The sequence below is a fragment of the Algoriphagus confluentis genome, from assembly GCF_036245625.1.
Lineage (GTDB): Bacteria > Bacteroidota > Bacteroidia > Cytophagales > Cyclobacteriaceae > Algoriphagus > Algoriphagus confluentis.
On the sequence record NZ_BTPD01000002.1, the window covers coordinates 335791 to 362288 of the forward strand.

The following is a 26498-nucleotide window of genomic DNA, read 5'->3' on the forward strand; positions in this document are numbered from 1 at the left end:
GGGATCAGTCTATGATTCTGAGCTTGGCAAAGCTAAGCAATAATGTTTTCTCCCCAAAATGCTCAAATTGGATGGTAGCTTTTCGGTTAAGTCCCTCGGTTTCAATTTTCTGTACCTTTCCATAGCCGAATTTAGGATGCTCCACCAACTGCCCCGCTTGGAGGTTGTTGGTATTGGAGGGCTTGAAGTCCGGACTTGGGGTGTGGATTTTCATCTGCACAGGAGTGCGGGTTTCGGGCTGCTTTTTGATTCCGATAAATCCCTGAGCTCCCGGAAGGCCCTCACTTCGCAAGGCTCCTGGCATTTCTCTGGTTGCAGACATGCGCTTGTTGACTTTGATAGTGGAGGGATCCACTTCTTCTAGAAACCTACTCGGCTCGCAATTGAGCAAGCGCCCAAAGCGGTAGCGGGTCAAAGCATAGGTCAGATAGAGCTTGTCCATGGCTCGGGTAGTGGCCACATAGAAGAGTCTCCGCTCCTCTTCCAGGTCTTCCCTGCTCTGCATCATCATTTGGGATGGGAAAAGATCCTCCTCCAATCCCACCACGAAGACCTGCTTGAACTCCAGCCCTTTGGAGGAGTGAATGGTCATCAGCGTGATGGCATCTGTCTGGTTTTTGTCTTGATCGTTGTCAGTGAGCAAGGCGATTTCCTGAAGGAAAGCACCAAGGCTTTTGTCAGGATTTTCGGGGTTGTCCACGTATTCTTTGATCGCATTGAGAAGTTCCTGTACGTTTTCGTAGCGGTTGAGTCCTTCGATGGTTTTGTCCTCGTAGAGTTCGCGCAGCAAGCCACTCTGCTTGGCTACGGAACTAGCCACTTCGTAGGCGTCTTTTCGCTCCATTTCGATTTGGAAGGCTTTGATCGTGGTGGCGAAATCATCCACGGCATTTCCTGCTCTTCCCGGGAGAAAACTGTGCGCATTCTGCACTACCTGCCAAAGGGGAATGTCATGCTCGTAAGCGGCGACCAGGATTTTTTCTACCGAGGTATCCCCGATTCCTCTTTTGGGAAAATTGATAATTCGCTTGAAAGCTTCTTCATCTGCTGGATTGACCGTAAATCTCAGGTAGGCCATGAGGTCTTTGATTTCCTTTCGTTGGTAGAAGGAGAGGCCTCCGACGATCTTGTAGGTCAGGTTCATTTTGCGCAGTGCCTCTTCTATCGCACGGGATTGGGAGTTGGTGCGGTAGAGGACGGCAAAGTCGCTGTTGTTGAGCTTTTTGTTGTTTTTTTCTTCAAAAATGGTGGTCGCCACGATCCTGCCTTCCTCATTGTCTGAAGTGGCCTTGATCAGCTCGATCAGGTCACCATCGGGATTAGAGGTCCATACTACTTTTTTGAGCTGGGCTTTGTTTTTATCGATGATCGAATTGGCTGCTTCTACGATGGTCTTGGTGGAGCGGTAGTTTTGCTCGAGCTTGACCACAAAGAGGTCCGGATAGTCTTTTTCGAAGTTGAGAATGTTTTGGATATCCGCTCCGCGGAAAGCATAGATACTTTGGGCATCGTCTCCGACCACACAGATGTTTTGGTGGACAGCGGCGAGCTTTTTGGTGATCAAATATTGGGAGACGTTGGTGTCCTGGAACTCATCCACCATCACGTAGCGAAAGCGCTGTTGATACTTGTTGAGCACATCCAGGTGGTCGCGGAAGAGTACATTGGTATTGAAAAGCAGGTCGTCAAAGTCCATTGCTCCAGCTTTGAACAGGCGCTCTTGATACCTCTGATAGATGACACCCATTTTGGGTTTCATGGCGGCCTCGTCATCCGCTTTCACGAAGGGATCTGCCTGATAGGCCTGCCAGGAAATGAGTCGGTTTTTGGCACCTGAAATCCGGGAAAGGACCACTCCCGGCTTGTACACTTTGTCATCGAGCCTCATTTCCTTGACGATAGAGCGGATCAGGGATTTCGAATCGTCAGTATCGTAGATGGTGAAGTTGGAAGGATAGCCGATTTTGTCGGCCTCCACTCGCAGGATTTTCGCAAAAACAGAGTGAAAAGTCCCCATCCAGGTATTTCTGGCTTCCAGTCCCACGAGCTTTTCGATCCGGTGCTTCATCTCGCTCGCAGCCTTATTGGTAAATGTCAAAGACAAAATCTGAAAAGGATCGACCCCTTTGGCATAGATCAGATGGGCAATCCGGTAGGTAAGCACACGGGTCTTGCCTGAACCTGCACCGGCAATGATCATGACCGGTCCATCGGTACGTTCTACAGCTTCCCGCTGTGGGGGGTTGAGTTCCTTGAGATAATCCATTAGTAAGTATCGAGTATCAAGTATCTGGTTTCAAGTTTGGAGACGGAGGAGCGAAGATGGAAGATGGAAGACCGGAGACGGAAGACGGAAGGGTCAGGTAGCGATTTATGGAGAAACATTTTTGAACCTTCCTTATAATCTTCACATCCCAAACTTTCCAACCTTACAACATTTCCACTTTCCAACTTTTACACTTTCCATCGCTTATGACTCCAGAGATATAGATCCGGTTGCTGACGGATATTGTCTTCCAGCCTTCGGCAAAATTCATCCGTGATGCTGTGCGGAGCTGCGTTTTCATAGGGAGGGCTGGCCAATGGGTCAAATTCAAATCGGTAATGTCCCCGCTTCAGTTTGGTCATGGTGCCAAAGAAAACTGGAAGCTCCATCTTTTTGGCCATGAACTCTCCCCCTTCGAAGAAATAAGCTGGTCTGTTGAGAAAGTCTCTTTGGTAGCGCTTTTCCTTTCCGGGAGGTCTTTGGTCCGCTGCCAAATGTACAATTCTCGGCTCAGATCTCATGGTAATCATGCTTTTTCTGAATTCTCTTTTCTCGGTCATCACTCCTCCGAAATGGGTTCGGATGGCGAGCATAAGCTTGTCGAAGAAGGGATTGTTCAACTTGAGGTAGACCGTCTCCGCAGTAACTTGGGTATTCAGAGCCACTCCGAGGATGGCCATTTCCCAGTTGAATACGTGCCCGGCCATCATCAAGGAACTTTTTCCTTTGAGCACTTCCGCATCGATGATTTCCTGTCCGACTACCTGAAAGCGTTGTCTCAATTCCTTTTCGGAGATGGTCAGCATTTTGATGGTTTCGGCAAAAAAAGCATCGGTGAAGTTGCGGTAGAAGCGATTTCGAATAGCTTTTCGCTCTTCGGCTGATTTTTCGGGAAAAGCATGCCGTAGGTTTTCGTCAATGACTTTTTTGCGGTAGCGAATCACGTACCTGGCGATCAGATACAGGACATCCGAAAACAGATACAAAACAGGGAGTGGCAGACGGGAAATGAGTCTGAAGAAAAACATAGCTAAAGAGATGCAGGGAAATTTTGGCTCCTGTCTTTGAGCCTTTGCAACAAAATAAATGAAATAGACTGACTTTCGGTTCAGACTTTAGGGATAAATTCAGGCTTTGATTACTTTTGAAGCTTATGTCTGAAGTACAGCGCAGGAAATACACTCCGGAGGAGAAGACCGCCATCTTTGATGGGGAGTTTATGCCACACATAGACTCCATGTACAATTTTGCCTTTCGGCTCACTTTTGATGAAGACGATGCCAAGGATTTGGTACAGGATACCTACATGAAGGCTTTCCGGTTTATCAACTCATTTGAGCAGGGAACCAACGCCAAGGCCTGGCTTTTTCGGATCCTGAAAAACAGCTTTATCAACGAGTATCGCAAGAAGAGCAAGCAGCCCGCAAAGGTAGATTATCAGGAAGTGGAAACTTTCTACAACTCAGATGATGTTGACTACCAAAGTACTACCGATCTGAGGGCTGAATCGGTCAAGGATATGCTCGGTGATGAGATTTCTAATGCTCTCAATGCTTTGGCAGTAGACTTCCGTACAGTCATCATTTTGGCTGATTTGGAAGGGTTTACTTACGAAGAAATGGCTAAGATTCTGGACATTCCCATCGGGACGGTCCGGTCCAGGCTTCACAGAGCAAGGAATCTGCTCAAGGACAAACTGAGAGGATACGCCCAATCTATGGGCTACAATACAGACGAAGAGGAGGAATAAAACGATTACCAATGGAAAAAAACGAACAATCAGCAGGAGAGCGGAAGCTGCAGTGCAGCGACGTGAGCAAGTGTTTTCAGCTGCTGGAAAGTATTCTGGACGGAGAAATGGGTGAGGAAGGCAAGGACGTCCTCAAAGAAAAGCTGGCTAAATGTCAGCCTTGCTTTGAGCATTTTCACCTGGAGCAAGCCATCCGGGAAGTACTCAAAACCAAATGCACCAAGCAACCCTGTCCTGATAAACTGGCTGATTCCATCCGCCAAAAGATCCAAGAAATCAAATGAGTAAAGCCTCCGGCAAAGCCATTATCTTTTCTGCCCCGTCTGGTTCCGGGAAAACCTCCCTAGTCAAGCACCTGATTCAGCACGTCTCCGATCTAGGATTTTCCATCTCGGCCTGTACCCGGGATAAGCGAGGCAGGCATGAAGTACATGGTAGAGATTACTACTTTTTGAGCATCGCTGAGTTTAAGCAGAAGATCGATCAGGATGCCTTTGTGGAGTGGGAAGAGGTGTACGAGGGGAATTTTTACGGTACGCTCAAGGAAGAAGTGCAGCGTATCTGGGACAGCGGCAAGGCGGTTATTTTTGATGTGGATGTCAAAGGGGGATTGGCTTTGAAAAAGTACTTTGGAGATCAGGCATTGGCCATTTTTGTGCAAGTTCCCAGCATGGAAGTACTGGCCTCCCGACTCAATGACCGGGGGACAGAATCTCCGGAATCTCTCTCGAGAAGGTTGTACAAAGCCGAGTTTGAGATGACCTTTGCCCCGCAGTTTGATGTGACGATCCTGAATGACGACTTCGAGAAATCTTCTGGTGAAGCCGTGAAGTTGGTTTCAGATTTTTTAGCCAAATAAGGGTTCATGAAAATCGGGCTATATTTTGGAAGCTTTAATCCCATCCATATTGGCCATCTTATTATAGCCAATACACTTTACGATCGAACTGATTTGGATGAGGTATGGTTTGTAGTCAGTCCCCAAAACCCCTTTAAAAAACAGCAGTCTCTTGTCCACGAGTTTGACCGGCTGCGGATGGTGGAACTCGCCATTGAAGATCATTTTCATTTTCGGGCCTGTGATGTGGAATTTCGTATGCCCAAGCCCAGCTACACCATCGACACGCTGACCTACCTGAGTGAACAGCATCCCCAGCATCAGTTTGTCCTGTTTTTGGGTTCGGATAATCTGACCCATTTCAAAAAGTGGAAAAACTACCAGGTCATCTTGGAACAATACGAGGTCTTGGTCTATCCCCGTCCCGGAGATCCGGTCGGTTTTGATCACCCCAAGGTGAGGACGATTGAGGCGCCTCTTTTGGACATTTCGGCGACTTTTATCCGGAAGTCCATTCAGGAAGGATTTTCGGTCAAGTACCTTTTGCCAGAAAAGGTGGAGGAGTACATCCTAGCCAAGAAGCTATATCACTAGCTATTGGATTTGTTTTTTCCATCTTCAAAAAAAGACCTCCTATTGAAATATTTTGTAAGTTAATTAGCCAGGTATTTCCTAGACATGAGGTTAAGTTTAACTTAGTTTCAACTTCAAGATGAAGTTGTTTTTGGACCAAAAACTTTTTAACCAAATCAAACTCTTTAAAAACTATGAAAAAAGTATTCTTCGGACTGGAGTTTTGGGATCTGTCCTGATGACCGACTAAATTAAGTTGTTAAACTCGTAAAATCAAAATCCCGGAATGAACCGGAAACTCCTTTCAATTTAAAGGATCAATCTCCCTCAATAAAAAAATCCCGAGCTATTCTCTCGGGACTTTCTTGATTTGAAGATTGTTTTTTTTCAGGCTAAGATTACTCTAAAGCTAGAAACCCATCTGCCTTTGATGGACGGTCATCCACGGAGGTTAGCATGCATTTCTTATTCCTGGATTTTCTTTGCTGGTGGATGGGGAATAAGAAGAAAGTCTTTGGAGACAAATGCCTTGAAGTTAAAATGTTCTTCCAACACTCAATTTGAAGCCTCTGTTAAATACATCATCGGAGATTTCGCTGATGTTGGCAAAGCCGTGTTCGTAGGTGGTCTGAAGGTGCATCTGTGTTCCCAGGTTGAGTCCAAAGCCGACAACAGCAGCAAAGTCACTGCTTTTCCACAGGTCACGGGTGTCACTGCCATCGATAGTGATTTTGTTGTCACCATCTCCCAAGATGATCGCTGAGGACATCAAAAATGAGGGTTGTGCGCCTGCCAGGAAATAAAACTTTTCTCCGCCTTGGAACTTAAACAAAAGGGGTAAATCAAGGTAACCATTTCTTACAGTAGTGGCTGTGCCGACTTCTGTACTTTTGGCTCCCTTATTTGCATACTGAATACCAGGTTCAAACCATATTCCATCGGAGAGAGGGAGGGAAACAAAGCCTCCCAGATGGAATCCGACCCTGAATTTTGAGTCGTCACCACCTTCTTCTCCCCCTAAAGTAGTGAAGCTTGGACCTCCTCTCAGACCAAATTTCAGATCTTGAGCGTGGATTGTACCCGAAAGAAAAAGAGCGAAAAAGAATACCAGAATTTTGTTCATAAATGTTGGGTTTGTTGTTTAAAATAAAATAGAAACTGAATGGAGTTTACGGAAATAGAAAACATTTCGTTATACTATTAATCAAAAAAATTTCAAACCATCAGCTTCTTTTTTTGATGGGTACTTGCTTTGAACAGCCTTTGGGATAATCTTATCCGGGAAAAAAAATCCCGAGCTACTCGCCCGGGATTTTTATTTAATCGGATCATGATCTTCTATTTTCCATCTTGGGTCAAATATCGGATGTCTAAAGTCTGGTGTCTTTTCAGCTTTCAGATTTCTAATTTCTGACTTCAATCTCACTTCTTCATCGCCACTCGGTCCGGCTTGGTCGATATCCGCTGCCAGATCAGTTCTCCCACCTGAGTACCTTGAGTCACTCCGTACTCGATGGCAGGGCGGTAATGAATTCCTCCGTAAAATCGGCTGATTGCCGCTTCCTGTGCCGCTTGGGAAAAGGAATCAAATTCCCGGATCGGAAGCCCATAATCCACCTCTGAGCTGTCCACTAGGTGGAATTCATCTCCGAAAAGCTGAGCCAAGGTATAGGCCGAGGCGGCTGAAGCCACACTGTGTCCGCTGGTATGCTCGGGAAAAGGAGGAGTCTGGAGCAAAGGCACCCAATCCTCATCGATGTGCTGATTGATGTAGGTCTCAGGGCGGATGAGCTTGCTGCGGTATTTCTCATCCCAGCAGGAGATAAAGGCTTCATTCAGGGAAATACCCGTCAAAGCCAAGGCTTCCACGGTTCCTTTCCAGTCCTTGCCTGCACCGGCTGCAGCAATGGATGCGATGCTCATCCAGTGTCCTCCCGGAGTGATTTTTTTCTCTGCAAACATCACATGGCCTTTCACATTCATCTTGTAGGGATTGCAGTCCCAAAACATGGCGATGTCCTTATTTTCTTTGGTGGCATTCATATCCGCTTCGTACACTTCCTTGGCCAACTCGTAGAAAGGTGAGCCCGGTTCGGTAGAGAAAGGAGGAGGAGGAAGCGGCTTAAATTGAGCGGCAGAGTCGAGGACAAAGGTTCTGATCTTGTTCCAATGCGGCTCGATCGCTTCCATGTACGCCGGTGGAGTCGGTTGCCAGGTGCCCGGGTCACTGACTACGGTGTATTTGGGAAACGAGCGGCTTTGGTGGTAATTGTCGGTTTTGGCGTAAGCGATCACCTGATTGGCGATCTCGGTTCCAAAAGTGAGGGAAGTTTCAAATACATCCGAAGGGATTCCTTTTTTCTTCAACTCCGCGTAGACCGCATCCCGCTGCTCGTGCATCATGTTTTCGGAGAAAATCAAAGCTGTACCTACCTGATAGTAGGCCGCCAGAGCCGCTAAAGGTGGATAGATCCCTTCCGGCACTCTTACCTGAATCGGCTCGGACCCATTCAATTGCCCCATCAGTGAGGCATAGTTGGCCGGGTCGGTAGCAGCGGCTACTTCATAGGCAGCCAAGGAGGCATAAGAGTAAATCCTCGCAGCTACAGGAGGAGAGAAGATGTCATGAATAATGACCTCGGTGATCCGGTTTTGAGCCCGGTGGAAATAGCTTCCGTCGGTGATGGCTTGGGAATAGTCCTTTTTTTCCTGACAGGAAAAAGCCAACAGAACCAGTAGGAAGGCGCTTAGGGTAATTTTAAACTTACGCATAGTGGGTATTTCAAATTAAGTGTGATAAATGATTGCTCCAGATTGGGTTTGAGCGATTTATCAACTTACATGAGACTTCAAAGCTAAAGATAAGCCAGCCAAGGACAAATGATTTCTCTCAGCTTTTTATCGGTACTGGAAAAGGGGACCATTGTTTTCTGCTCCCAGAAACTGCGGAATGCCCTTCCACTGGATTTCCCTGATTTGACGGATTTCAGTTTTGGAGGTGTTACCAGCCTTTGGATATTCGACCGACCAGGATTGGTCATCCCAGTAAAGGAGCATAGGCTTTCCGCTTAGGGATTTTCCCAAATCCACGCGGAAATCAGAAGAATTAGGGCCTAGGGCGATCTTTTGGGTATGGGGTGAAAAAGCCAAACTCATCACCGGACTCCACTGAGCTTCATCCGGGAAGGGGACGAATTGGAATTCTCCCGATTCCTTTTGAAAATACACCCCTGAGCGGAATTCATAGGCCGGAAGTTTCCGGGTTTTTTGAAGCTCTTCTCCGGAGAAAAGGTCCTCTGGATTGGTGATTTGTGCATAAGCAGCATAGGAAGGATGCTTACGCTTGATCCCCGGAATCTGACGGATCAGGTCATCTCTTGTGGCAAAAGGCACCAACTTTTCTCCCATATAGTGGAAAATCAATGGGTCGGCCTGTCCATTCCCGTCAAAGTCGTGATGATACAGCCAAACAGGTTTTTCTCTGCTTGCTTTCAGCTTGGAGTTGAGGCCCAAGTTGCCTACCAAAATGTCCGGCTTACCATTTCCATCTACATCGGCTATTTCCAGGGAGGAAATCCATCCGGCGGAATATTCCAGCCCTTTCAGCTTGATTTCAGTGGCCTTTCCACCTACGAGAGAAAAGATCCTGATGGGATTCCAGTCTCCGCTGAGGATCAGCTCGGCCTGATTATCCCCATCCAGATCGGCGAATCGGGCGGAATTTATCATTCCGAATTCCATTTTTTCTCCAAACCATAGGGCTGTTTCCTCCCGAAACTGTCCCCGACCCTGATTGATCAGCAAGACGGATTTGGGGGAAGCTCCATAGTCTCCAGTTTTCACCGCAGCTCCGATAAACAGGTCCAAATCCCCGTCTCCATCTACATCATGAATTGCCACACAGGAGGTGTTTTCGCCCACTGGAGGAAGGGAATTCATGGAAAAAGAGAAGCGTCCCTGCCCATCACCGAAGAATATCCGGTCGAAATTAAACAGGTTGCCTGAAGTGTATTCATTGCCTCCGCTTCCTACAAAAAGGTCCAGGTTTCCGTCCCCGTTGAAGTCCGCAAACTCGGCCACCACATCCTCAGCCTTGGCCAATTGGCGGAAAACCGGGTTCTCCACTTCTTCAAACTCTCCCTTTGCATTTTGGAGGAAAATAGTCCCCGGCTGATCCATGGCCCCGCCAAGGTATAGATCATCCAAGCCGTCTCCGTTGACATCACCCACAGCCAAGGCAGGGCCCATTTGGGTGAAGCTTTTAGGAGCTAAATACTCCCTTTTAAGAAAATCCACCTCATTTTTCTCCTGATGTTTCCAGGGTAGGAAAAGGGGAAATTCCGGAGAATTCGGGCTTGCAGGGGAAGATGCAATTAGCACTTCCTTTCCTTTTCCTTTTTCCAATGAAAGGGTTTGATTTAGGCTGCTTCCCGCAAAAACCTCGGTGAATCCTTCCGGCCAGAAAACTTGAATGGAGTCGATTTTTTCTTCTTTTCCCAACCCGAAAACCAAGGTGGTGGAAGGGCCTGACTGAAATCCTCGAGAAGTGCTCAGACGCTGATGGTATGTTTTTCCTGAGGAAAAGACTGTTACTTTCGATCCGATCCCGAAAGGATTGCCGGCACTTCCTTTGAGGTTGACTTTCAGGAAGTGATTTCCGGATTTTTCGCTTTGGTTTTCGTAGAGGAAGGCATCCTGATCGATATTGTTCACGATCAAATCCAAATCCCCGTCATTGTCCAAATCTGCATAAGTGGATCCATTGGAATAGCTCTCCTCGTCCAAACCTAGAGCTTTAGCCTGATTTTCGAATTGGAGATTTTCGGTTTGTTTCCAAGCAAAATTGGAGATTTTCAGCTGGGGCAAGAGGTCGATTTGCTTTTTGCGAAGCTCCTCCAGAGGAGTTTTGGCATCGGCATCTTGGCTGTATTGGATAAAATCCAAGTCATTGGGTCGCTTGGTGATCCCATTGGTGACATGAATGTCTACCAAGCCGTCATTGTCCATATCAAAAAGTAGGGGAGACCAGCTCCAGTCTGAGGCATGCACACCGGAGAATAGGGCGATTTCCGCAAAATTTTTACCGGACTGATTGAGCTGAAGGTGATTTCTCACGTATTGATCCGAGTAGCCAAATCGCTCTTTGACCTGATAGACTTCAGCCTTGTCTTCCCCGACGGATTTCATCCAGATTTCGGGATCTTCGGGAAGCATGTCGGTGGTGAAAATCTCCGGGAAGCCATCCCCATTCAGGTCCGCGGCGTCGTTTCCCATACTGTATCGGCTGGTATTGGAAATCATTTCCCCCAAAGCCTCACGGAAAGTGCCGTCCTGATTGTTGAGGTAGAGGTAGTCGTTTTCGGTGAAATCGTTGGAAACGTACAGATCCAACCAACCGTCACCGTTGAAGTCTTCGGCAGCCACACCCAATCCAAAACCCAAGATGCTGGAGTAGATTCCGGAGCTTTCGGTCACGTTTTCATATCCTTTTCCTCCTTCACTCAGGAGGTTTTTATACAATTGATCTCCGCTCGGGTCGTAGATCGTCCGATTCTTGGCTTGGGCAAAAACTTCCGGGGATTTGACGTTGTGATTTAGAAGATAGAGATCCAGGTCTCCGTCCCGGTCGTAGTCAAAAAATACGGCATGGGTACTGAATCCCCGGTAGGCGAGCCCAAACTCTTCGGCAGCTTCTCGGAATTTTCCATCACCCAGATTGAGGTAAAGCAGATTTCTTCCTTGAATACTTCCGAAACCTCCTACTTGGCAGACGTAAATGTCCAATAATCCGTCACCGTTGATATCCGCCATAGTCACCCCTGTGGACCAGCCACCTTCTCCGGATACCCCGGCGGATTCCGTGATGTCCTCAAACCTGAAATTGCCCCGATTGAGGTACAACTTATTCGGGACCTGATTGCCGGTAAAGTACAAGTCCACCCATCCGTCGTTGTTGATATCTCCAGCTGCCACTCCGCCTCCATTATAGAAATAGAGGTATTCCAAAATATTCAGCTCAGTAGTGGAATTCAGAGTATTGGCAAAGCCAATTCCGGTCTCTTCCGAAGATCGAAGCTGGAAAAGGGTATCTTTTTGTTCCTCCTGTTTTTGGCAGGAAAAAAGTCCTCCCAGGAGAAAGAAAGAGAGATAAAGGAAGCGGATTCTCATTTTGATATCCTCCAGAATTCTGCTTTTCCTTTGTTTTTGACAACCAAAAGCCGATTTCCTTCCAAAAGGGAAAGTGCCCTGATGTCTCCATCGAGTTTCAATCCATGCATTCGGTTAGGTAGGAATTCGAAACTTCCGTCTCCCTTTCCCAAAAGAAGTTCCCCGAATCCTGCGTCGTATTTACCCATTTCGGGCTTGACTCCAAAGAGATTCCCACCCAACAGAATGTCTTGAACCCCATCCTGATTGAAGTCTCCGATTTGGATGGCATAGATCCATGTTTTTTGGGCAAAAGAGGGGAAAGGCATCCAGGAAAACTTCCCTTCCCCCTGATTGATCAAGACTCCGGATTCAAAGGAATTGGCGGATTGGACGATGGACTTATCCAGAATTTCCTTGGGGAAAATGTCAGTCAGGGCTTCTCCATTGTAATCCGTGTACCGGATGTACTTCTTTTTTATACCTGGAACCTGCTTTTCCAGCTCGTGCTTGAGTGTAAATGGAATCTCTTTGCCTTCGATCTTTTGGGTATAAATCTGCTCGATTGAGCCGTTTTGATCAAAATCATTCAGAAAGAGGTGAATTGGGCGATCTGTCTGGGGTTTGAATCGGGAGTTTTGACCCTGATTGCCTAAGATCAAATCAGGCAAACCATCTCCGTTGAGATCAGCCACCTCCAGAGAACGGTACCAGCCTTTGAGGATTTCGAATTCGGGAATTGAGACTTTTTCCAATTTCCCTCCTTTATTTCTAAAGAGGGTAGGAGCCATCCAATCTCCCACAATGGCCAGGTCCATCATTCCGTCCCCATCCCAATCCAGTACTTGGGAGGCCGTGACCATTCCCAGACCTTTCATTTCCGGGGCAATTGTGGAGGACTGTTCGGTGAAATTTCCTTTCCCGTCATTGATCCAAATATGGGAATCGGCAGGGGCACCATAGGTAAAAGGAATCAATCTTCCGCCAACAAAGAGGTCCAAAGCTCCGTCTCTATTGAGATCCAATACACTGACCGTGCTACTGCTTCCGAATACGCCTCCAAGGGCAGTAGAAAATCCAGCGATGAAGTTTCCTTTCCCGTCGTTGAGGTACAGGCGATCCGCCAGATCCGGGGATCCAAAGCCTGATTCATTCCCTCCTGAGGTGACAAAAAGATCCAAATCTCCATCCCCGTCGGCATCGAAAAATACCGCATCGGTATCTTCTGACAAGGCGCTGGCTTCGAAAGCCTCCTGCTTGCTCTCCCGGAAAGAACCGTCCCGCTGTCCGAGATAGAGTCGACCCGAAAAAGTCTTTCCTCCTCCAAAATACAAGTCCTCGATCCCGTCTCCATTCACGTCTCCTTTCGCAAAGGCGGGGCCCTCCGTGGAAAGCATGAAATAGGTCAGTCGGTCTCGGTCAAAGTCCACAAACTCGTTGTCCTGATGGGTAAAATCCAAACTGGACTCTGATTCTTTTTGGAAGTAGAATGGGCTTGCTTTGGTAGGGAAAAAGGATTGTCCTTCTTGGAGGTCACCTGCATCGGACCACTTGAAAGTAAGCACTTGATCCGCGGGGATATTTTCCAAAAGGGTGTACTTTCCATCGGGCCAAAGGATCTCAACTTTCTCCAAAACCGAAACCGAACCCAATCCCAAAGTGAGTTTGGGATCCACCGAGGACTGAAATCCCCGATTAGGCATTTGCTCCAGATAGAAGAGCTTTTCCCCTGAGGTAGCCCGAACCTGAGTTCCTATGGCATGGGTGTTTCCTCCTTTTCCTTCCAAGACAAACTGAATGGAATGATGCTCAGGAAGCAGGGTTTTTGTTTGGTTTCGGAAGATTTGGGCAGCCTGATTGACATTATTGACGACCAAGTCAGGCATCCCATCATTGTCCAAATCCCCATAAGCAGCCCCATTGGAGTGAATGGCTTTTCCCAAGCCCCAAGCTTCGGCCTTATTTTCAAAGGTTAGGTTGCCTTGGTTTTGATAAGCATAATTGGAGACAGGATTGACTGGTATCGGGTCGATCAAAGCCCGGTAATCCACTCCATCTTGGGAGATGATTTTTACTTTGGTCTGCTCGTCGTCAATGAAGTTGAGGTAGTCCAGATCGGTGATATCCTGATAGATTCCGTTGGCGACGAAAATATCCCGCTGCCCGTCGCTATCCATGTCAAAAAGCAAAGCTCCCCAGCTCCAATCTGTGGCTTCTACTCCCGCCAAGCGGCCAATTTCACTGAAGCTTCCGTCCCCGTTGTTGAGATGAAGCATGTTTCTGGAAAACTGGTAGTGATAGCCGTGCTGCTTGTTAAAGAGAAATTTATCCCAATTTTCGAAAGTAGTCACCTGCTTGAGCCGAGTTTGGGGCTCAGGTAGCATATCGGTCACGAAAATATCCAACATCCCGTCTCCGTTCATATCGGCAATATCCGCTCCCATGGATGCAGCACTGATAGAGCGCATGTAAGATTCCAGAGATTCGGTGAAGGTTCCGTCCTGATTGTTGATGTAGAGGTAGTCTTTTTCAAAAAAGTCGTTGGATATAAAGATATCCGGCCAAGTATCCTGGTTCACATCGCCTATCGTGATTCCGAGGCCGAAGCCAATCACCGAACCATAGATCCCTGCTTCCTCGCTGACGTCTACAAATCTATCCCCCTCATTTCTAAAAAGCTTATCCCCGCCCACCGGGTCACGCTTGGGCCGTTCGTTTTGCATTTTGTTGAAGGTGCCGATGGCCTGATAGGAGTTGTTGAGGAGATAGACGTCCAAGTCTCCGTCTTTGTCATAATCAAAAAAGACGGCATGCGTAGAAAACCCCTGATCCGCCAAGCCAAATTCCTCGGCTCTTTCCAGAAAAGTCCCATCTCCCTGATTGATAAACAGCTCGTTCTGTTTATTGTCACCGGCCATGTCCCCCGAATTGCAGACGTAAATATCGAGCCATCCGTCTCCATTGACATCAGCCATGGCCACTCCGGTACTCCAAGCCCGAGTGCCAGCTACTCCGGCCTTTTCAGTCACATCTTCAAACTGAAAATTTCCTTTGTTCAGATACAGTCGGTTGGGGCCAAGGTTGGCGGTAAAGTACAAGTCCACCAGTCCGTCGTTGTTCACGTCACCTATGGCCACTCCTCCGCCGTTGTAAAAATTCCGATAAGTGAAAATGTTGAATTCTTCCTGAAAGCTCAGATCATTTCGGAAGTCCACTCCAGAAGCCACCGGATTGATTTCCTCAAAAAGTGTAGGCTCAGTAGATTTTTTTTCCCCGCAGGAAAAGAGTAATCCCAAGCTTAGAATTGAAATGGAAAGCTTTTTCATGATTGGGGATTCTCTTTTAGTTTTTTCTCCACAGGCAAATCACTGATTTCTATCTTCACTGAGGAAATGTGCTTTTTGAATACCCGGATTCTCCGGTTTCCGTCCATTTTCACATAGACGACTTTGGACTGATCTTCATCGGAAATTTCCAAAAAACCGGGTCCATACCACTCTTCCATCAGGTTGACCACATCAGCCCGGAGATTTTCCACGCTAAGCTCCTCGTTCCATGGTGCCCAGTTTTCATAGGTGATTTCTGCCGGCATCAGGTAGATTTTATCTTCTTCAAACTTGGGATAAAAGCGCATTTTGGCAGGATTTCCGGAAGGAAGTGTGAGGCTGTACTCCACGGAAAGTTCCGTGGGGCCATTGGTTAGAATTCCTTCCTTGTTCAGGTCCCAGCAGGTCTGAAAGAAGTCTCTCCGAGTCATACCCAATTCCAAGCCCAGAAACAGTTCATTGACCTGTTTTCCTGAGGCCAGTTCTCTTTCTTCCAACTTCTGATAGTCAGATTTGCAGGAAAAAAGGAGGGCAATCAGAGCAATACTAGCGAATTTCAAAAGCCAAGGGCGTATCATCATTTCTAAATGCGACTAAATGTAATTTTTGGTGGATTGGGATTTGAAGCCAACTTCTGGTTTCCCCGGGTACGAACAGACCACTTTCTTCGGGTAGCAGGGTTTTCCAGGTACCATTTTCCTGTAGGCTTACTACCCATGCATAACTCCCCATCTGAGTGCCTAGTTCTGGTTTGATTCGACTTTGATTGCCTGCAAAAACCAGCAAGGGTAAGGAATCTGGTCTTTGAATGACCTCCAGACAATAGACCGGAGACAGTTGGATTTCAGCCGGAAGGGTGGCTTGAGAAAACTGACCCTCAGATCCGTTGATCCATAAGGAAGTAGCCAGCAAATCCGCTTGCAAAGTTAGGGATTTTGCCCAAACCGAAGGAGGAAATAGGGCCTCCAAAGTGGCATTCTGATAAGCAGCATAAGTAGTCAACTGTTTCCTCAGAGATGGGATCTGTTTGAGTAGGGGATTTTTCAAAACCATGGGAAGAGTTCCCGAGGCTTCTTTTCGGGAAAGAATCTGCTCCACACTTCCGTTTTGGTCAAAGTCATTGATGATCAGCTGAAGCGGAGAAGAGGAGGAGGTGCGGATTCGGGAGTTGAGTCCCAGATTTCCGGCCAGGATATCCGGCTTTCCATCTCCGTTTACATCGGCTATTTTCAGGCAGTTCCATAGTCCGGAAGTGCCGGAAAAACCGAATTCTTCACTTTTTTCAACCCACTTTTTTCCTTCTTGAGTAAAAATCCGAATCGGCATCCATTCCCCTACCAAAACGAGTTCAGTCATGCCATCTCCGTTGAGGTCAGCGATTTTACCGTCGGTAAGCATCCCCAGCTGGCGCAATTCCGGATAGTCCGCACTGCGGTCGGTAAAGTTTCCCTTGCCGTCATTCTCCCAAAACTGAAGTCCTGTAGGAATCCCGTAAGCAAAAGGAACAGCTCGCTCTCCAATGATCAAATCTTGATCTCCATCCTTGTCCCAGTCCAGTACTTCAATAAAGGAGGTTGGGGTTGCGGCAAAGAGTTGGCTGCTTCTGGTGAAGTTTCCCATCCCGTTATTGAGGTATAGGCGATCAGAGTAGGTTGGAGAAAAATTCGAATGCTCGATTCCCCCACTGCCTACAAGCAAATCAGGAAATGAATCCCCGTTGGCATCGAAAAAGACCGCTGTGATGTCTTCTGCCAGAGCATCTTGTTCAAAAAGGGCTTTTTGAGTGGAAATAAAGCCTCCTGAGGCCTGCTGCAAAAGCATTTGGGAGGCTTGTCCTTTTGGCCCGGGAAGGAAAATATCCTTCAATCCGTCTCCATTGACATCCGCCGAGGCGACCTTGGGGCCTTCATTGCTGATCATCCAAAACCGAAGTCTGTCCCGGTCAAAATCCACAAACTCACTCTCCTGGTGAGTAAAAGGAAGTTCAAAATTTGCGTGGTAAAAAGGAACTGAATTTGTTGATGTGGAAGGTGTCTTGGGGGATGTTGATTGCCTTTCCGGTTTCCAGATCTGATTGACTTGGACATTGGAGAGGATGTTTTCGGCTCCATCCGGCCAGATAATCCGGATAGAATCGATGACTTCTGATTTTCCCAGACCAAAATGAACCCGGGAATCAACAGAGGACATGTATCCCTTGACGGGTTGATATTCTTGGTAGAAGGTTTTTCCCTCCGAGTAGACTAAAACCTTTGCCCCAAAGGCCTGCTTCAAATCTACGCTGAGGAAATTACCTTTTTTCTGTTCCCTCGCTTGGTTTTGGTAAAGAAAGGCCTCCTCATTCAGATTGTTGATTACCAGATCCAAGTCTCCGTCATTGTCCAAGTCCGCATAGGCGGTCCCTGTGCTGAAGGTTTTGGCCGAGAGGCCTTGTTTTTCTGCCTGATTTTCAAATTGCCAATTGCCCAGATTTTTGAACCAGAAATTGGACTGGGGAGCAGAGGGAAAGGCATCGATCATTTGGGTTACCAACATTGAATCTTCTTTGAATTCTTGGATTTTGCTTTGGTTGTTGACATAGAAGTCCACAAAATCAAAGTCCGTCAGGTCTTTGACAATTCCATTGGCCACAAAAATGTCCTTATACCCATCTAAGTCGGCATCAAAAATCAATGCTCCCCAACTCCAGTCGGTGGCTTCGACTCCTGCAAACCGGGAGACTTCGGCCCAAACCGGTATTTGAGTTCCCGGCCGGAGTCCCAGATTTCTTTGCAGGGTGTTTCTGGTGAATTGATGGTGGTAGCCTGCCTGTACATTGGCTTGATACTTATCCCACTCCTCAAAGGGGGTTTTGGTTTTGATCCGTTCCCAAGTGGCAGGAAGCATTTCTGTGACAAAAATATCAGGTCGGGCGTCGTTGTCCAGGTCTGCGATATCTGCGCCCATGGAACCCATGCTGATCTCTAGCAGCAATTCAGGCAAAACCTCGCTGAACGTCCCGTCCTGATTGTTAAGGTAGAGGTAATCCCGTTCGAAAAAGTCATTGGAAACATAGAGATCCGGCCATTGGTCTTCGTTGAGATCTGCGACCGTGACCCCTAGACCGTAGCCAATGGCACTGCCGTAGATTCCTGCATGTTCGGATACATCGGTAAATTGATTTCCATCATTCCTAAAAAGCTTATTTCCTCCCTCTGGACCTCTGATTTCCCTTTGGCCTGCTCTCAAGTCGTAGACTCCGACGGATCGTCCTGAATTGCTGAGGAGATACATGTCCAAATCACCGTCCCGGTCGTAATCGAAGAAAACAGCATGCTGACTGAGTCCTGTTTCCGCCAGTCCAAATTCTTTTGATTTTTCCAAAAAAGTAAGGTTGCCCTGATTGATGAAAAGTTCATTGTGACGCTTTTCTCCTCCCATGGGGCCGGATTTGCAAATGTATAAATCCAGAAGGCCGTCCCCGTTGATATCAGCCATGCTGACTCCGGTGGTCCAAAAGCCTTCGGAGTCCAAACCTGCTTCTGTGGTAATGTCTCTGAATTTCATCTCTCCCAGATTTAGGTAGAGACGATTGGAGGTTTGATTTCCTGCCAAAAAAATATCCGGTAATCCGTCGTTGTTGAGGTCGCCTATTGCCACTCCGGCGCCGTTGTAAAAGTTTCTAAAGGTGTAGGGATTTACCGTTTCGGTGTAGGTAAGGTCATTTCTGAATTTCAGTCCTGTTTTTGAGCTATCCAGAAGGACAAAAAGTGTGTCATTTTCCTTTTTGCAGGAAAACAGAAGGAGAATTAGCAGTAGTAAAACAGAATGACTTCTCATGAGCCTGGGGTAAAAAAAAGAAGTGTACCGAAGCACACTTCTTTTCTAATTTAGCAATTGGCGCTATTAGTAACCTGGATTTTGCGTCAGGTTAGGGTTAGCATTGATTTGGTTCAAAGGAATTGGGAACAACACGCGGAAAGCCGCGGATTGATCTTTTTCCCACCATGGCTGACTCCACTTTCCGAATCGGATCTGTGCGGTTCTTCTGTTAGCCTCAGCAAACATTTCACGTCCGATTTCATCAAATAGCTCATCTAATGTGATGCTGGAGTAAGCTGGCATACCGGCACGGGTTCTGATTTGATTTACAGCTGCCAAGGCGTCTGCAGTTTTGCCTTGACGTAATGCAGCTTCGGCTTTGATTAGGATGATTTCACCCAATCTGAACAAAGGATAATCGTTGTTCAAGCTGGAGGCAGCCCCTGAAGCGAACTCGAATTTCCCAACTCTTGTCCCTGCCTGTCTGAAGGCGTTGGGAGCCAACATGTTGATATTGGGGGTGAAGGTCAATGGCTCACCATCCGGATCGCCCGGCTCAGCAGAAATATCCAACAATCTGCTTCCGTCAGAAGAAAACTGAGGACCTACCAAGAAGGAGTTTTTACGAGCATCTTCGTCGTCAAAGCTGTTGTAAAATTCTTCAAGAGAAGCATATCCGTTCCAAGGTTGCTCCTGAAGATTGTAAGTATTCTGGCTCAGGTAGTGCAAAGTCATTTGCGCTAAGTTGAAGCCACCTGCATTGTTTTGATCGTAGGGAAGGGTCAGGATATTCTCAGGAGAACCGCTGTTTCTTTCTGCGAAATTCGCGAAGAAATTGCTGGTCAAAGAATAATTTCCGCTATTGATCACTTCATCCGCAGCAGCCTCTGCATCCGCCCATCTTTGTGTACCGGTGTAGATTTCTGCATTGATATACAACCTTGCCAACATGGCCTTGGCGGTGTAGTAATTGATGTAATATTTCGAGCCTTCCTCAGGCAGTGCATCGATGTTGTCCAAGATAGAGGATTCGATAAATGCGAACACCTCAGCTCTAGGGCTATTGGGAGGATTGCCACCGGTGGAGTTTTCGTCAATCACGGGGACATTTCCAAATGAATCGATCAGCCACATGTAAATCAAAGCCCGAAGTACTTTCAATTCACTGGTCAATGCGGTTACATCTGGATAAGCGATGATTAGGTTGTTGATTTCACCTATTGCACTGTAGCAGTAAGACCAAGAGTTATTGAAAGCTTCTTCGGAAGGATTCCAAAGGTGTCTGTGCATTCTCAACCATTGCCCACCATCTTCCCAGTCGGCTCCTTTCTGAGGGATTGCCAACTCATCCGATGCTACTTCATGTATTGACCAAATGCTGTTATGGCCTCCCCATGAACCTACGATTCTGGAGTACGCGGAAGCTTTGAGGACGTCAATCAAATTCGGATTGGTACTGTTTGCAATATCATCCGCCGTCACGCCATCCAAAACCTCCTGCTCCAATTCCTGACATGCACCCATGGCAAAAACCACCGGGAGCACTAAACAGATTTTTTTTACTGATTTAAACATATCTGTAGAATTTGATTGGTTATTTAAAGTTTACTGTTACACCCAAAGTGAATGAACGAGTCTGGAAATAGGTATTTCTACGCTCAATACCCGGAGAAAGTGCTGAGGTAAATGGATCATTGTTTTCAGCATCATTGGTTCTCACTTCCGGGTCGATACCTGTGTAACCTGTGATAGTGAACAGGTTTTGAGCAGCCAAATACACTCTTAAAGAACTCAAATTGGCCGATTTTGTTGGCAAATTGTAGCCCACTTCCATGTTATCCAACCGGATAAAGGAAGCATCCTCCACCACGGTGTTGTTCATAGTAGGAGACGAAGTTACCAATGGATTGGTTGGAGTTTTATCTGTGATTACTGAGTTCCAGGTATTGGAAGGGGTATCAGCATTTTCGTAGAAGCCTCTGTAGGAGTTGTACAGGTCATGGCCCCATGCACCTCTTAGGAACACATTCAATGACCAAGCTCCGTAGCTGAATGAGTTGGCAAAACCAAACTCTCCTTTAGGAAGTCCATTTCCTACTCTGGTCCATTCGTTAGGATCGGTTGTGTTGAGGATATACTCCCCTGCTTCGGTGAATCCAATGACAGTAGGTCCATAGATATCACCTAATTTTTGACCTACTCTGTTGTAGATAATCGGGTTGTTGTTCTGTCCTGGAGAACCAGGAGTTGCAAATCTCAATTCTTCAAATCCCAATTCTCCGTTCGACAAGCTTTCGATAGTGGTCTTGTCGTAGATGGTAAAGTTCAAAGTAGGGGTCCACTTCAGCAAACCTTTACCTACTTGGTTCACGGTGGTTACAAATTCGAAACCAGCGGCCCTCAAGTCGGCTAAGTTTACCCAAGTAGAACCGGCCGTATTGAATCGACCCGGGTCAAATGGGTTAGGAGCACCTGCAGCTACAGGGACGTTGAAAAGAAGGTCTGAAATATTTCTGGTGTAGTAGTCTACGCTACCGGTCACTTTGCCATTCCAGATGCCAAAGTCAACACCCACGTTAAATTCTTTCTTGGTTTCCCATTTCAGGTCTCGGTTGGGGTTGGCAAACTGGTTCAAACCCACAAATATATCATTCTCTGTCAGGGGATCGCCATCCAAGTCGATTCGGTTTCCGTTACCGAATACACCCAAAGCCAAGGTGGGTGAAGGAGGCAAGTTACCGGTGACACCGTAAGACACTCTTGGCTTGAATTGGCTGAAGACACCCATATCGAAGATTTGCGTAAAGTCAGAACCTACGGAAAATGCAGGGAAATAACCGGTTTGATTGTTGGCTCCAAATCCGGAATAGGTTTCTGCCCGAACGGAAGCAGAAAGGAAGAACATGTTGTCCCAGTTGAAGTTGGCTCGTCCAAATACGGAATTCAACTGATCTTCATTTGCGAAGGAAGATACATTGGTATTGTTACCGAAACGGATAGCACCGGCACCCAAATTATTCCATCCTGTATCAAAAAGGAATTGTCTTGTTCTCGCTCTGAATCCTTCCTGGCTGGTAAATTGTGTACCTACACCTCCCAAGAGGGTCATGTTTAGCTTATCAGAAAGATCCGTCTCGTAGCGGAGGGTGGATTCAAAGATTCGTTGTGAACGGTCGAAAGTAGCTCGCTCAGCAGAACCGACAGCGCCCAATCCTACCTGATAATCCTGTAATGACCAGAAGTTGCCATCCAATTCATTTCTTCTGTCCTGGGAATACTGTGCAGTGATTGTCAAATTGCTCAAAATGTCATATTCTGCCCGATAAGAAACCAAGGAAGTTTTGGTCTCTCTGACGAATTTTTGCTGGTTAGCCAAAGCCACCGGATTGAAGAAGTCAAACAAGTCTCTTTGGAAATAGCCTCCAAATCGATTTCTGGCATCCTCTGTGTCTTCAAAGATTGGAGCAGTAGGGTTGTAAATCGTGGCATATCTGAATGCCGCATCGTTGATGCTTTCTCTGTCTTCGTTGGTAAAGGAAAGGTTGACATTCAATCTCAAACGGTTATTCAATGCTCCTTGGGAAATATTCAATCTTTCATTGCCCACTCCGTTTACAATCCCGTTGTTGTCCCGGTAGTTGACAGAGGCCATGTAATTGGTGTTGTTGAAATTACCCGATACACTGGCATTGGTGGTGAAAGACAAAGCATCGTCAATCAATTCATTTCTCCAGTCTGTTCTGCTGCCGAAGTCTGTTCCACCTCTGGCTACAAATTGCTCCGGGGTGAGAATCGGGATCAGGTTGGTGGCCTGATCAAGGGTCGCAAAAGAGTTGATGTTTACATTGGTAGTTCCGTCTTTCTTTCCCTGACGGGTAGTGGTAATCAAAATTACACCGGAAGAACCTCTTGCACCATAGATTGCCGCAGCAGAACCATCCTTCAATACATCGATGGACTGAATATCATTCGGGTCAACGTTTTCCAAAGAAGCGCCAATGACTCCATCCAATACGATGAGGGGAGAGGAGTTTGCACCGAAAGTAGATAGACCTCTCAGACGCACATTAAAGGCATTGTTAGGGTTACCTCCCGGACGGGTGATAGACAGACCCGCTACTTTACCTTGCAATAATTGAGCAGGGTTGGCCACGTTACCTCGGTTGAAGTCTTCCGGCTTGACACCGACCACCGCAGAGGTGATTTCTTTCTTATCTTGGCTTCCGTAACCAATAACCACAGCTTCCTGAAGGCTTTGAATATCCTCCTCCAAAGTAATGGTGATGGAAGATTGATTGCCGATTTCGATTTCCTGGGTCAGGTATCCCACAAAAGAAACGACAAGAATCTGATCTCCGGCCTGAAGAGGAAGACTAAACTTCCCGTCCAAATCGGTAGCAGTTCCACGGGTCGTGCCCTTGACTAGCACGGTTGCACCCGGAACAGGGTCTCCAAAGGACGCATCCAATACGGTACCTGTCAGGGTGCGGCTTTGGGCGTTGGCGAATGCGATAGAGCCTATTGTCAGCACCATCGCAAGCAGCAACGACTTGAGTTTTGGTAAATAATTTCTCATAGGGTTTTTTGTTTTTTGAAAAAAGCGAAATAGGTATGAGTACTTAATTTCAAACCTAAGGTGAAGCAATAATTTTAATTTTGCAATTGTTAACATTTACCAAATCAAGTAACAGAAAACCCCATCTGTAATGGAATAATCCTAATTTTAACAATTGTCTAATGAATATTATTTTCTGTTGACAATAATTTAATGGAAAACGTTTTCCTTTTAAACACTATCAAAAAAATCAATTTTTATTAATTATTTTAAAATTCTCTCATTTCAGATAAAGCCCATTTCCAGCACGCCAAGGACATTTTTAAAAAATTTAAAGAAGTCCTGGGTCTTCTTCGTTAAAATAAAAGAACAAGTTCGTTTAATTAATTTTAAGGGAAAAATACCTCGGAAGAATTTATCGCTCCCCAATTTCCGATTTCTTCTCCCTGTTTACCCTAACCGAGGGGGCGAGTCTTGTTAAATTGTATTATAAAATCAACCTTGCTTACAACCTCCCCGTATGTTTCTGCATCTTTAGAAAGTACATCCTTTTTTTCTTCCATGACCCTTTCTATCCGTGCATTTCTGCCCCAGCTTTTGTTCTTTTTTCTCCTATCCATTCCTGCTTTGTTTGCCCAAGGTATTCGGGGTACAGTCACCAATAGGGAAAAAGAACCCCTAGCTTTTGCCTCGGTATTTATCCGCAACCTCGAAGATGGAGTCCCTACCAATGAAAACGGTCGCTATGAATACCGGCTGAAACCGGGCTATTATGATGTCTTGGTTCAGTTTTTAGGATACAAATCCCAACTTCTTACCGTAGAAGTCACTGATCAATGGATCGATTTGGATGTGGTATTGGAAGAGCAGGTAATTTCTCTGCAAACAGTGGAAGTGCAGGCCGGTGCCGAAGACCCGGCCCTGACCATCATGAGAAAAGCCATAGCCAAGGCCAAATACCATCGTCTTCAGCTTCAGGAATACTCCATGACCGTCTACCTCAAAGGGACCGGGCAGCTGACTGATGCCCCATTTTTCCTCAGAAAAAAACTGGAAGAGGAAGGCATGAAACTCAACGAAGCATACACCTCTGAATCCGTCTCCCGAATCACCTTCTCCCTTCCCGATAAAGTAGAGGAGAAAGTCATTTCCATCCGCACCAACGGGGATAATCAAGGGACTTCTCCCGCACCGTATATTCAAACTTCATTCTATCAGGATCAGATCAATGGGATTGTTTCTCCGCTTTCCCGGTATGCATTTCAGTACTATCAGTTCAAGTACGAAGGGAGTTTTTTTGATCAGGGAGTCATGGTCAGCAAAATCCGGGTGACGCCAAGGTCCAGAGGCGAGCAGGTTTTCGAAGGATTCATATACATCATTGAAGACTTGTGGGCAATTTTCAGTTTGGATTTGAAGACCTCACTTTTGGGATTTCAGATTACAGCCAAGCAGCAGTATGCGCCCGTTGCAGACAATGTATGGATGCCGCTGACACACACGTATACTTTCGGCGGGAAAATCTTCGGCTTTGCCGGGGAGTTCAATTATCTGGCTTCCACTCGGGAATATCAAATCAAACTCAACCCTGACCTAGCACTAGTACCCGAAATCATCGATGAAAAAGTTCAGGAAATCCCCGAAGGTGCCCTAAAAGTCAATAAGGCCCAGTCTGCCTTGGAGCAATTGGCAACGGAAGAACCCAAAACCAGAAAGGAATACCGGAAGCTGATCAATCAATACGAGAAGGAATTGCTGAAAGAGGAAGCCGAAGAGAAGAAAGATCCGGTGGTGTCCGAACGCACCTATTCGGTAGATACCCTTGCCAGGAAAAGAGATTTGGCTTATTGGGACAGTATTCGTCCGGTTCCCCTTACGATAAAGGAGGTGGAAGGCTATAGAAGAGATGACAGCCTTGCTACTGTAGAAGCAGCCAAAGTCAGTGAAGTGGACTCCATAGCCAAAAAAGCACGCAGCAAGTACAAGCCCCTCGATTTCCTGAATGGTTCAAGTTATAGCTTTGGAAAAGGTGTTTCCATGGGTTTTAGGCAAAACTGGACCAAGTTTTCTTTCAATACCGTGGAAGGCTGGAAAGTGGGACTGGGCATGTACTACCGAAAGTACAGCGAGGTCAAATTACCTGACAGTGTAAACCGAATCCGCAAGAGTTTTAATATTGATCCGGAATTGAGGTATGGGTTTTCCAGTCGGCGGTTTTATGGAAAAGTAAATTTCAGATGGTCCCATACTCAGCCTACATCCGGACAGACTTGGGGTCTTGAAGGGGGACGATTTATTTACCAATTCAATTCATCCGAACCCATCAATGAACAGGTCAATGCCTTCTATTCCCTTCTGGTGAGAAGGAACTATATGAAGCTATACGAGCAGGACTTTGCCCGCATCTATTGGGCTCACCGGGTCAATTATGGGTTTACCTATCGGGCTAATTTCCTCTGGGCTGAGCGAAGGGAATTGGTCAACACCAGCGATTACAGTTTTTACAACAAACCCGAAAGAGAATATACCTCCAACCGCCCTGAAAATGTGGAGGCTGCTCCTTTTGATTTTGGAACCCATCAGGTGGCACGTTTCAGCGCCTCTGCAGAATGGAGGCCGGGTCTCACCTATACCATCCGAAACGGAAGGAAATCTCCAAATTACGAGCGCTCACCGGTGCTCACCTTTTCTTACCAAAAGGCGATTCCCCAACTCGCTGGAGGAGGAAATGCGGCTGATTTTGACCAAATGGAACTGGGAGTTCAGCATGATTTTTCGTTTGGTGTCAGCGGGAAGCTGGATTTTAATGTGACTGCGGGGACCTTTCTGAACAACAATCGGGTCTATTTTGCGGACTTCAAGCATTTCGGTGGGAATCGGACCATCTTCTCCAACTTTGGCCCGGCGAGTAATTATCGCCTCATGGATTACTACCGCTACAGCACGGCTTCTTCTTATGTAGCTGGTATTGCTCACTATCAGTTTCGAAAGTTTCTGTTTACCCAACTTCCCATGCTGCGGTTTTCCGGCCTTCGGGAAAATATTTTCGTGAATTACCTGAAGACAGAAAACTCCCCACACTACACAGAGATAGGGTATTCACTGGACAATCTTTTCCGGATCTTCCGGGTAGAGGTCGGGGTAGGATTTGAAAATGGGGATTTCCTCCGTGCCGGTCCCCTTTTTGGGATAGCCACCTTTATTAATGTAAGCTTTGAGGATTAATCAAAAAGAAGCCCGGC

General features: G+C 46.6%; 15 protein-coding genes. 5 read left to right on the top strand and 10 right to left on the bottom strand.

Features of this window, described 5'->3' with window-relative positions; all coding sequences use genetic code 11:
- Nucleotides 1-4: 4 nt before the first annotated feature.
- Together AAA943_RS04115 and AAA943_RS04120 are read right to left on the bottom strand one after the other, a co-directional pair.
- The gene (locus AAA943_RS04115; protein ID WP_338222986.1) at nucleotides 5-2266 is read right to left on the bottom strand and encodes an ATP-dependent helicase; all 2262 of its coding nucleotides are present in this window, start codon (nucleotides 2264-2266) and stop codon (nucleotides 5-7) included.
- Nucleotides 2267-2454: 188 nt separating this feature from the next.
- On the bottom strand, nucleotides 2455-3378 hold the full coding sequence (locus tag AAA943_RS04120; RefSeq protein WP_338223091.1) for a lysophospholipid acyltransferase family protein: 924 nt from the start codon (nucleotides 3376-3378) through the stop codon (nucleotides 2455-2457).
- Between the two features lie 41 nt (nucleotides 3379-3419).
- Between AAA943_RS04120 and AAA943_RS04125 the strand changes: the two genes are divergently transcribed.
- The 4 genes from AAA943_RS04125 to nadD are packed head-to-tail and all read left to right on the top strand — an operon-like array spanning nucleotide 3420 to nucleotide 5448.
- Complete coding sequence (locus AAA943_RS04125; RefSeq protein WP_338221031.1) at nucleotides 3420-4016, top strand: sigma-70 family RNA polymerase sigma factor; 597 nt, start codon at nucleotides 3420-3422, stop codon at nucleotides 4014-4016.
- An 11-nt stretch (nucleotides 4017-4027) separates the two neighbouring features.
- Nucleotides 4028-4300 carry an anti-sigma factor gene (locus tag AAA943_RS04130; RefSeq protein WP_338221030.1) on the top strand — a complete coding sequence of 91 codons (273 nt, stop codon included), beginning with the start codon at nucleotides 4028-4030 and terminating at the stop codon, nucleotides 4298-4300.
- A complete protein-coding gene (gene gmk, locus AAA943_RS04135; RefSeq protein WP_338222987.1) occupies nucleotides 4297-4875 on the top strand; it encodes a guanylate kinase in 579 nt (192 codons plus the stop codon). Before AAA943_RS04130 ends, gmk begins: the two co-directional genes overlap by 4 nt.
- Before the next feature lie 6 nt (nucleotides 4876-4881).
- Nucleotides 4882-5448: a nicotinate (nicotinamide) nucleotide adenylyltransferase gene (gene nadD, locus AAA943_RS04140; RefSeq protein ID WP_338222988.1), complete on the top strand. Its 567-nt coding sequence runs from the start codon at nucleotides 4882-4884 to the stop codon at nucleotides 5446-5448.
- Nucleotides 5449-5962: 514 nt separating this feature from the next.
- Here the strand turns inward: nadD and AAA943_RS04145 are convergent.
- From AAA943_RS04145 to AAA943_RS04180, 8 genes are all read right to left on the bottom strand, one after another.
- Nucleotides 5963-6550 carry a porin family protein gene (locus AAA943_RS04145; RefSeq protein ID WP_338222989.1) on the bottom strand — a complete coding sequence of 196 codons (588 nt, stop codon included), beginning with the start codon at nucleotides 6548-6550 and terminating at the stop codon, nucleotides 5963-5965.
- A 299-nt stretch (nucleotides 6551-6849) separates the two neighbouring features.
- Complete coding sequence (locus AAA943_RS04150) at nucleotides 6850-8199, bottom strand: vanadium-dependent haloperoxidase (RefSeq protein ID WP_338222990.1); 1350 nt, start codon at nucleotides 8197-8199, stop codon at nucleotides 6850-6852.
- A gap of 126 nt (nucleotides 8200-8325) precedes the next feature.
- Complete coding sequence (locus tag AAA943_RS04155) at nucleotides 8326-11595, bottom strand: VCBS repeat-containing protein (protein ID WP_338222991.1); 3270 nt, start codon at nucleotides 11593-11595, stop codon at nucleotides 8326-8328.
- The gene (locus AAA943_RS04160; protein WP_338222992.1) at nucleotides 11592-14900 is read right to left on the bottom strand and encodes a VCBS repeat-containing protein; all 3309 of its coding nucleotides are present in this window, start codon (nucleotides 14898-14900) and stop codon (nucleotides 11592-11594) included. The genes AAA943_RS04155 and AAA943_RS04160 overlap by 4 nt, the downstream gene beginning before the upstream one ends.
- Nucleotides 14897-15481 carry a hypothetical protein gene (locus tag AAA943_RS04165; RefSeq protein ID WP_338222993.1) on the bottom strand — a complete coding sequence of 195 codons (585 nt, stop codon included), beginning with the start codon at nucleotides 15479-15481 and terminating at the stop codon, nucleotides 14897-14899. The genes AAA943_RS04160 and AAA943_RS04165 overlap by 4 nt, the downstream gene beginning before the upstream one ends.
- A complete protein-coding gene (locus tag AAA943_RS04170; protein WP_338222994.1) occupies nucleotides 15447-18719 on the bottom strand; it encodes a VCBS repeat-containing protein in 3273 nt (1090 codons plus the stop codon). Before AAA943_RS04170 ends, AAA943_RS04165 begins: the two co-directional genes overlap by 35 nt.
- A 66-nt stretch (nucleotides 18720-18785) precedes the next feature.
- Entirely contained in the window at nucleotides 18786-20276 is a 1491-nt protein-coding gene (locus AAA943_RS04175) for a RagB/SusD family nutrient uptake outer membrane protein (protein ID WP_338222995.1), read from the bottom strand.
- A 19-nt stretch (nucleotides 20277-20295) separates the two neighbouring features.
- On the bottom strand, nucleotides 20296-23277 hold the full coding sequence (locus AAA943_RS04180; protein ID WP_338222996.1) for a SusC/RagA family TonB-linked outer membrane protein: 2982 nt from the start codon (nucleotides 23275-23277) through the stop codon (nucleotides 20296-20298).
- Nucleotides 23278-23757: 480 nt separating this feature from the next.
- Between AAA943_RS04180 and AAA943_RS04185 the strand changes: the two genes are divergently transcribed.
- Nucleotides 23758-26481 carry a DUF5686 and carboxypeptidase regulatory-like domain-containing protein gene (locus AAA943_RS04185; protein WP_338222997.1) on the top strand — a complete coding sequence of 908 codons (2724 nt, stop codon included), beginning with the start codon at nucleotides 23758-23760 and terminating at the stop codon, nucleotides 26479-26481.
- Nucleotides 26482-26498 lie beyond the last annotated feature (17 nt).

Coding starts and splice junctions, on each gene's coding strand:
- AAA943_RS04170 (WP_338222994.1), bottom strand. CDS start 18,719: ATGAGAAGTCATTCTGTTTTACTACTGCTAATTCTCCTTCTGTTTTCC.
- AAA943_RS04155 (WP_338222991.1), bottom strand. CDS start 11,595: ATGAGAATCCGCTTCCTTTATCTCTCTTTCTTTCTCCTGGGAGGACTT.
- AAA943_RS04160 (WP_338222992.1), bottom strand. CDS start 14,900: ATGAAAAAGCTTTCCATTTCAATTCTAAGCTTGGGATTACTCTTTTCC.
- AAA943_RS04180 (WP_338222996.1), bottom strand. CDS start 23,277: ATGAGAAATTATTTACCAAAACTCAAGTCGTTGCTGCTTGCGATGGTG.
- AAA943_RS04125 (WP_338221031.1), top strand. CDS start 3,420: ATGTCTGAAGTACAGCGCAGGAAATACACTCCGGAGGAGAAGACCGCC.
- AAA943_RS04150 (WP_338222990.1), bottom strand. CDS start 8,199: ATGCGTAAGTTTAAAATTACCCTAAGCGCCTTCCTACTGGTTCTGTTG.
- gmk (WP_338222987.1), top strand. CDS start 4,297: ATGAGTAAAGCCTCCGGCAAAGCCATTATCTTTTCTGCCCCGTCTGGT.
- nadD (WP_338222988.1), top strand. CDS start 4,882: ATGAAAATCGGGCTATATTTTGGAAGCTTTAATCCCATCCATATTGGC.
- AAA943_RS04145 (WP_338222989.1), bottom strand. CDS start 6,550: ATGAACAAAATTCTGGTATTCTTTTTCGCTCTTTTTCTTTCGGGTACA.
- AAA943_RS04175 (WP_338222995.1), bottom strand. CDS start 20,276: ATGTTTAAATCAGTAAAAAAAATCTGTTTAGTGCTCCCGGTGGTTTTT.
- AAA943_RS04115 (WP_338222986.1), bottom strand. CDS start 2,266: ATGGATTATCTCAAGGAACTCAACCCCCCACAGCGGGAAGCTGTAGAA.
- AAA943_RS04130 (WP_338221030.1), top strand. CDS start 4,028: ATGGAAAAAAACGAACAATCAGCAGGAGAGCGGAAGCTGCAGTGCAGC.
- AAA943_RS04165 (WP_338222993.1), bottom strand. CDS start 15,481: ATGATGATACGCCCTTGGCTTTTGAAATTCGCTAGTATTGCTCTGATT.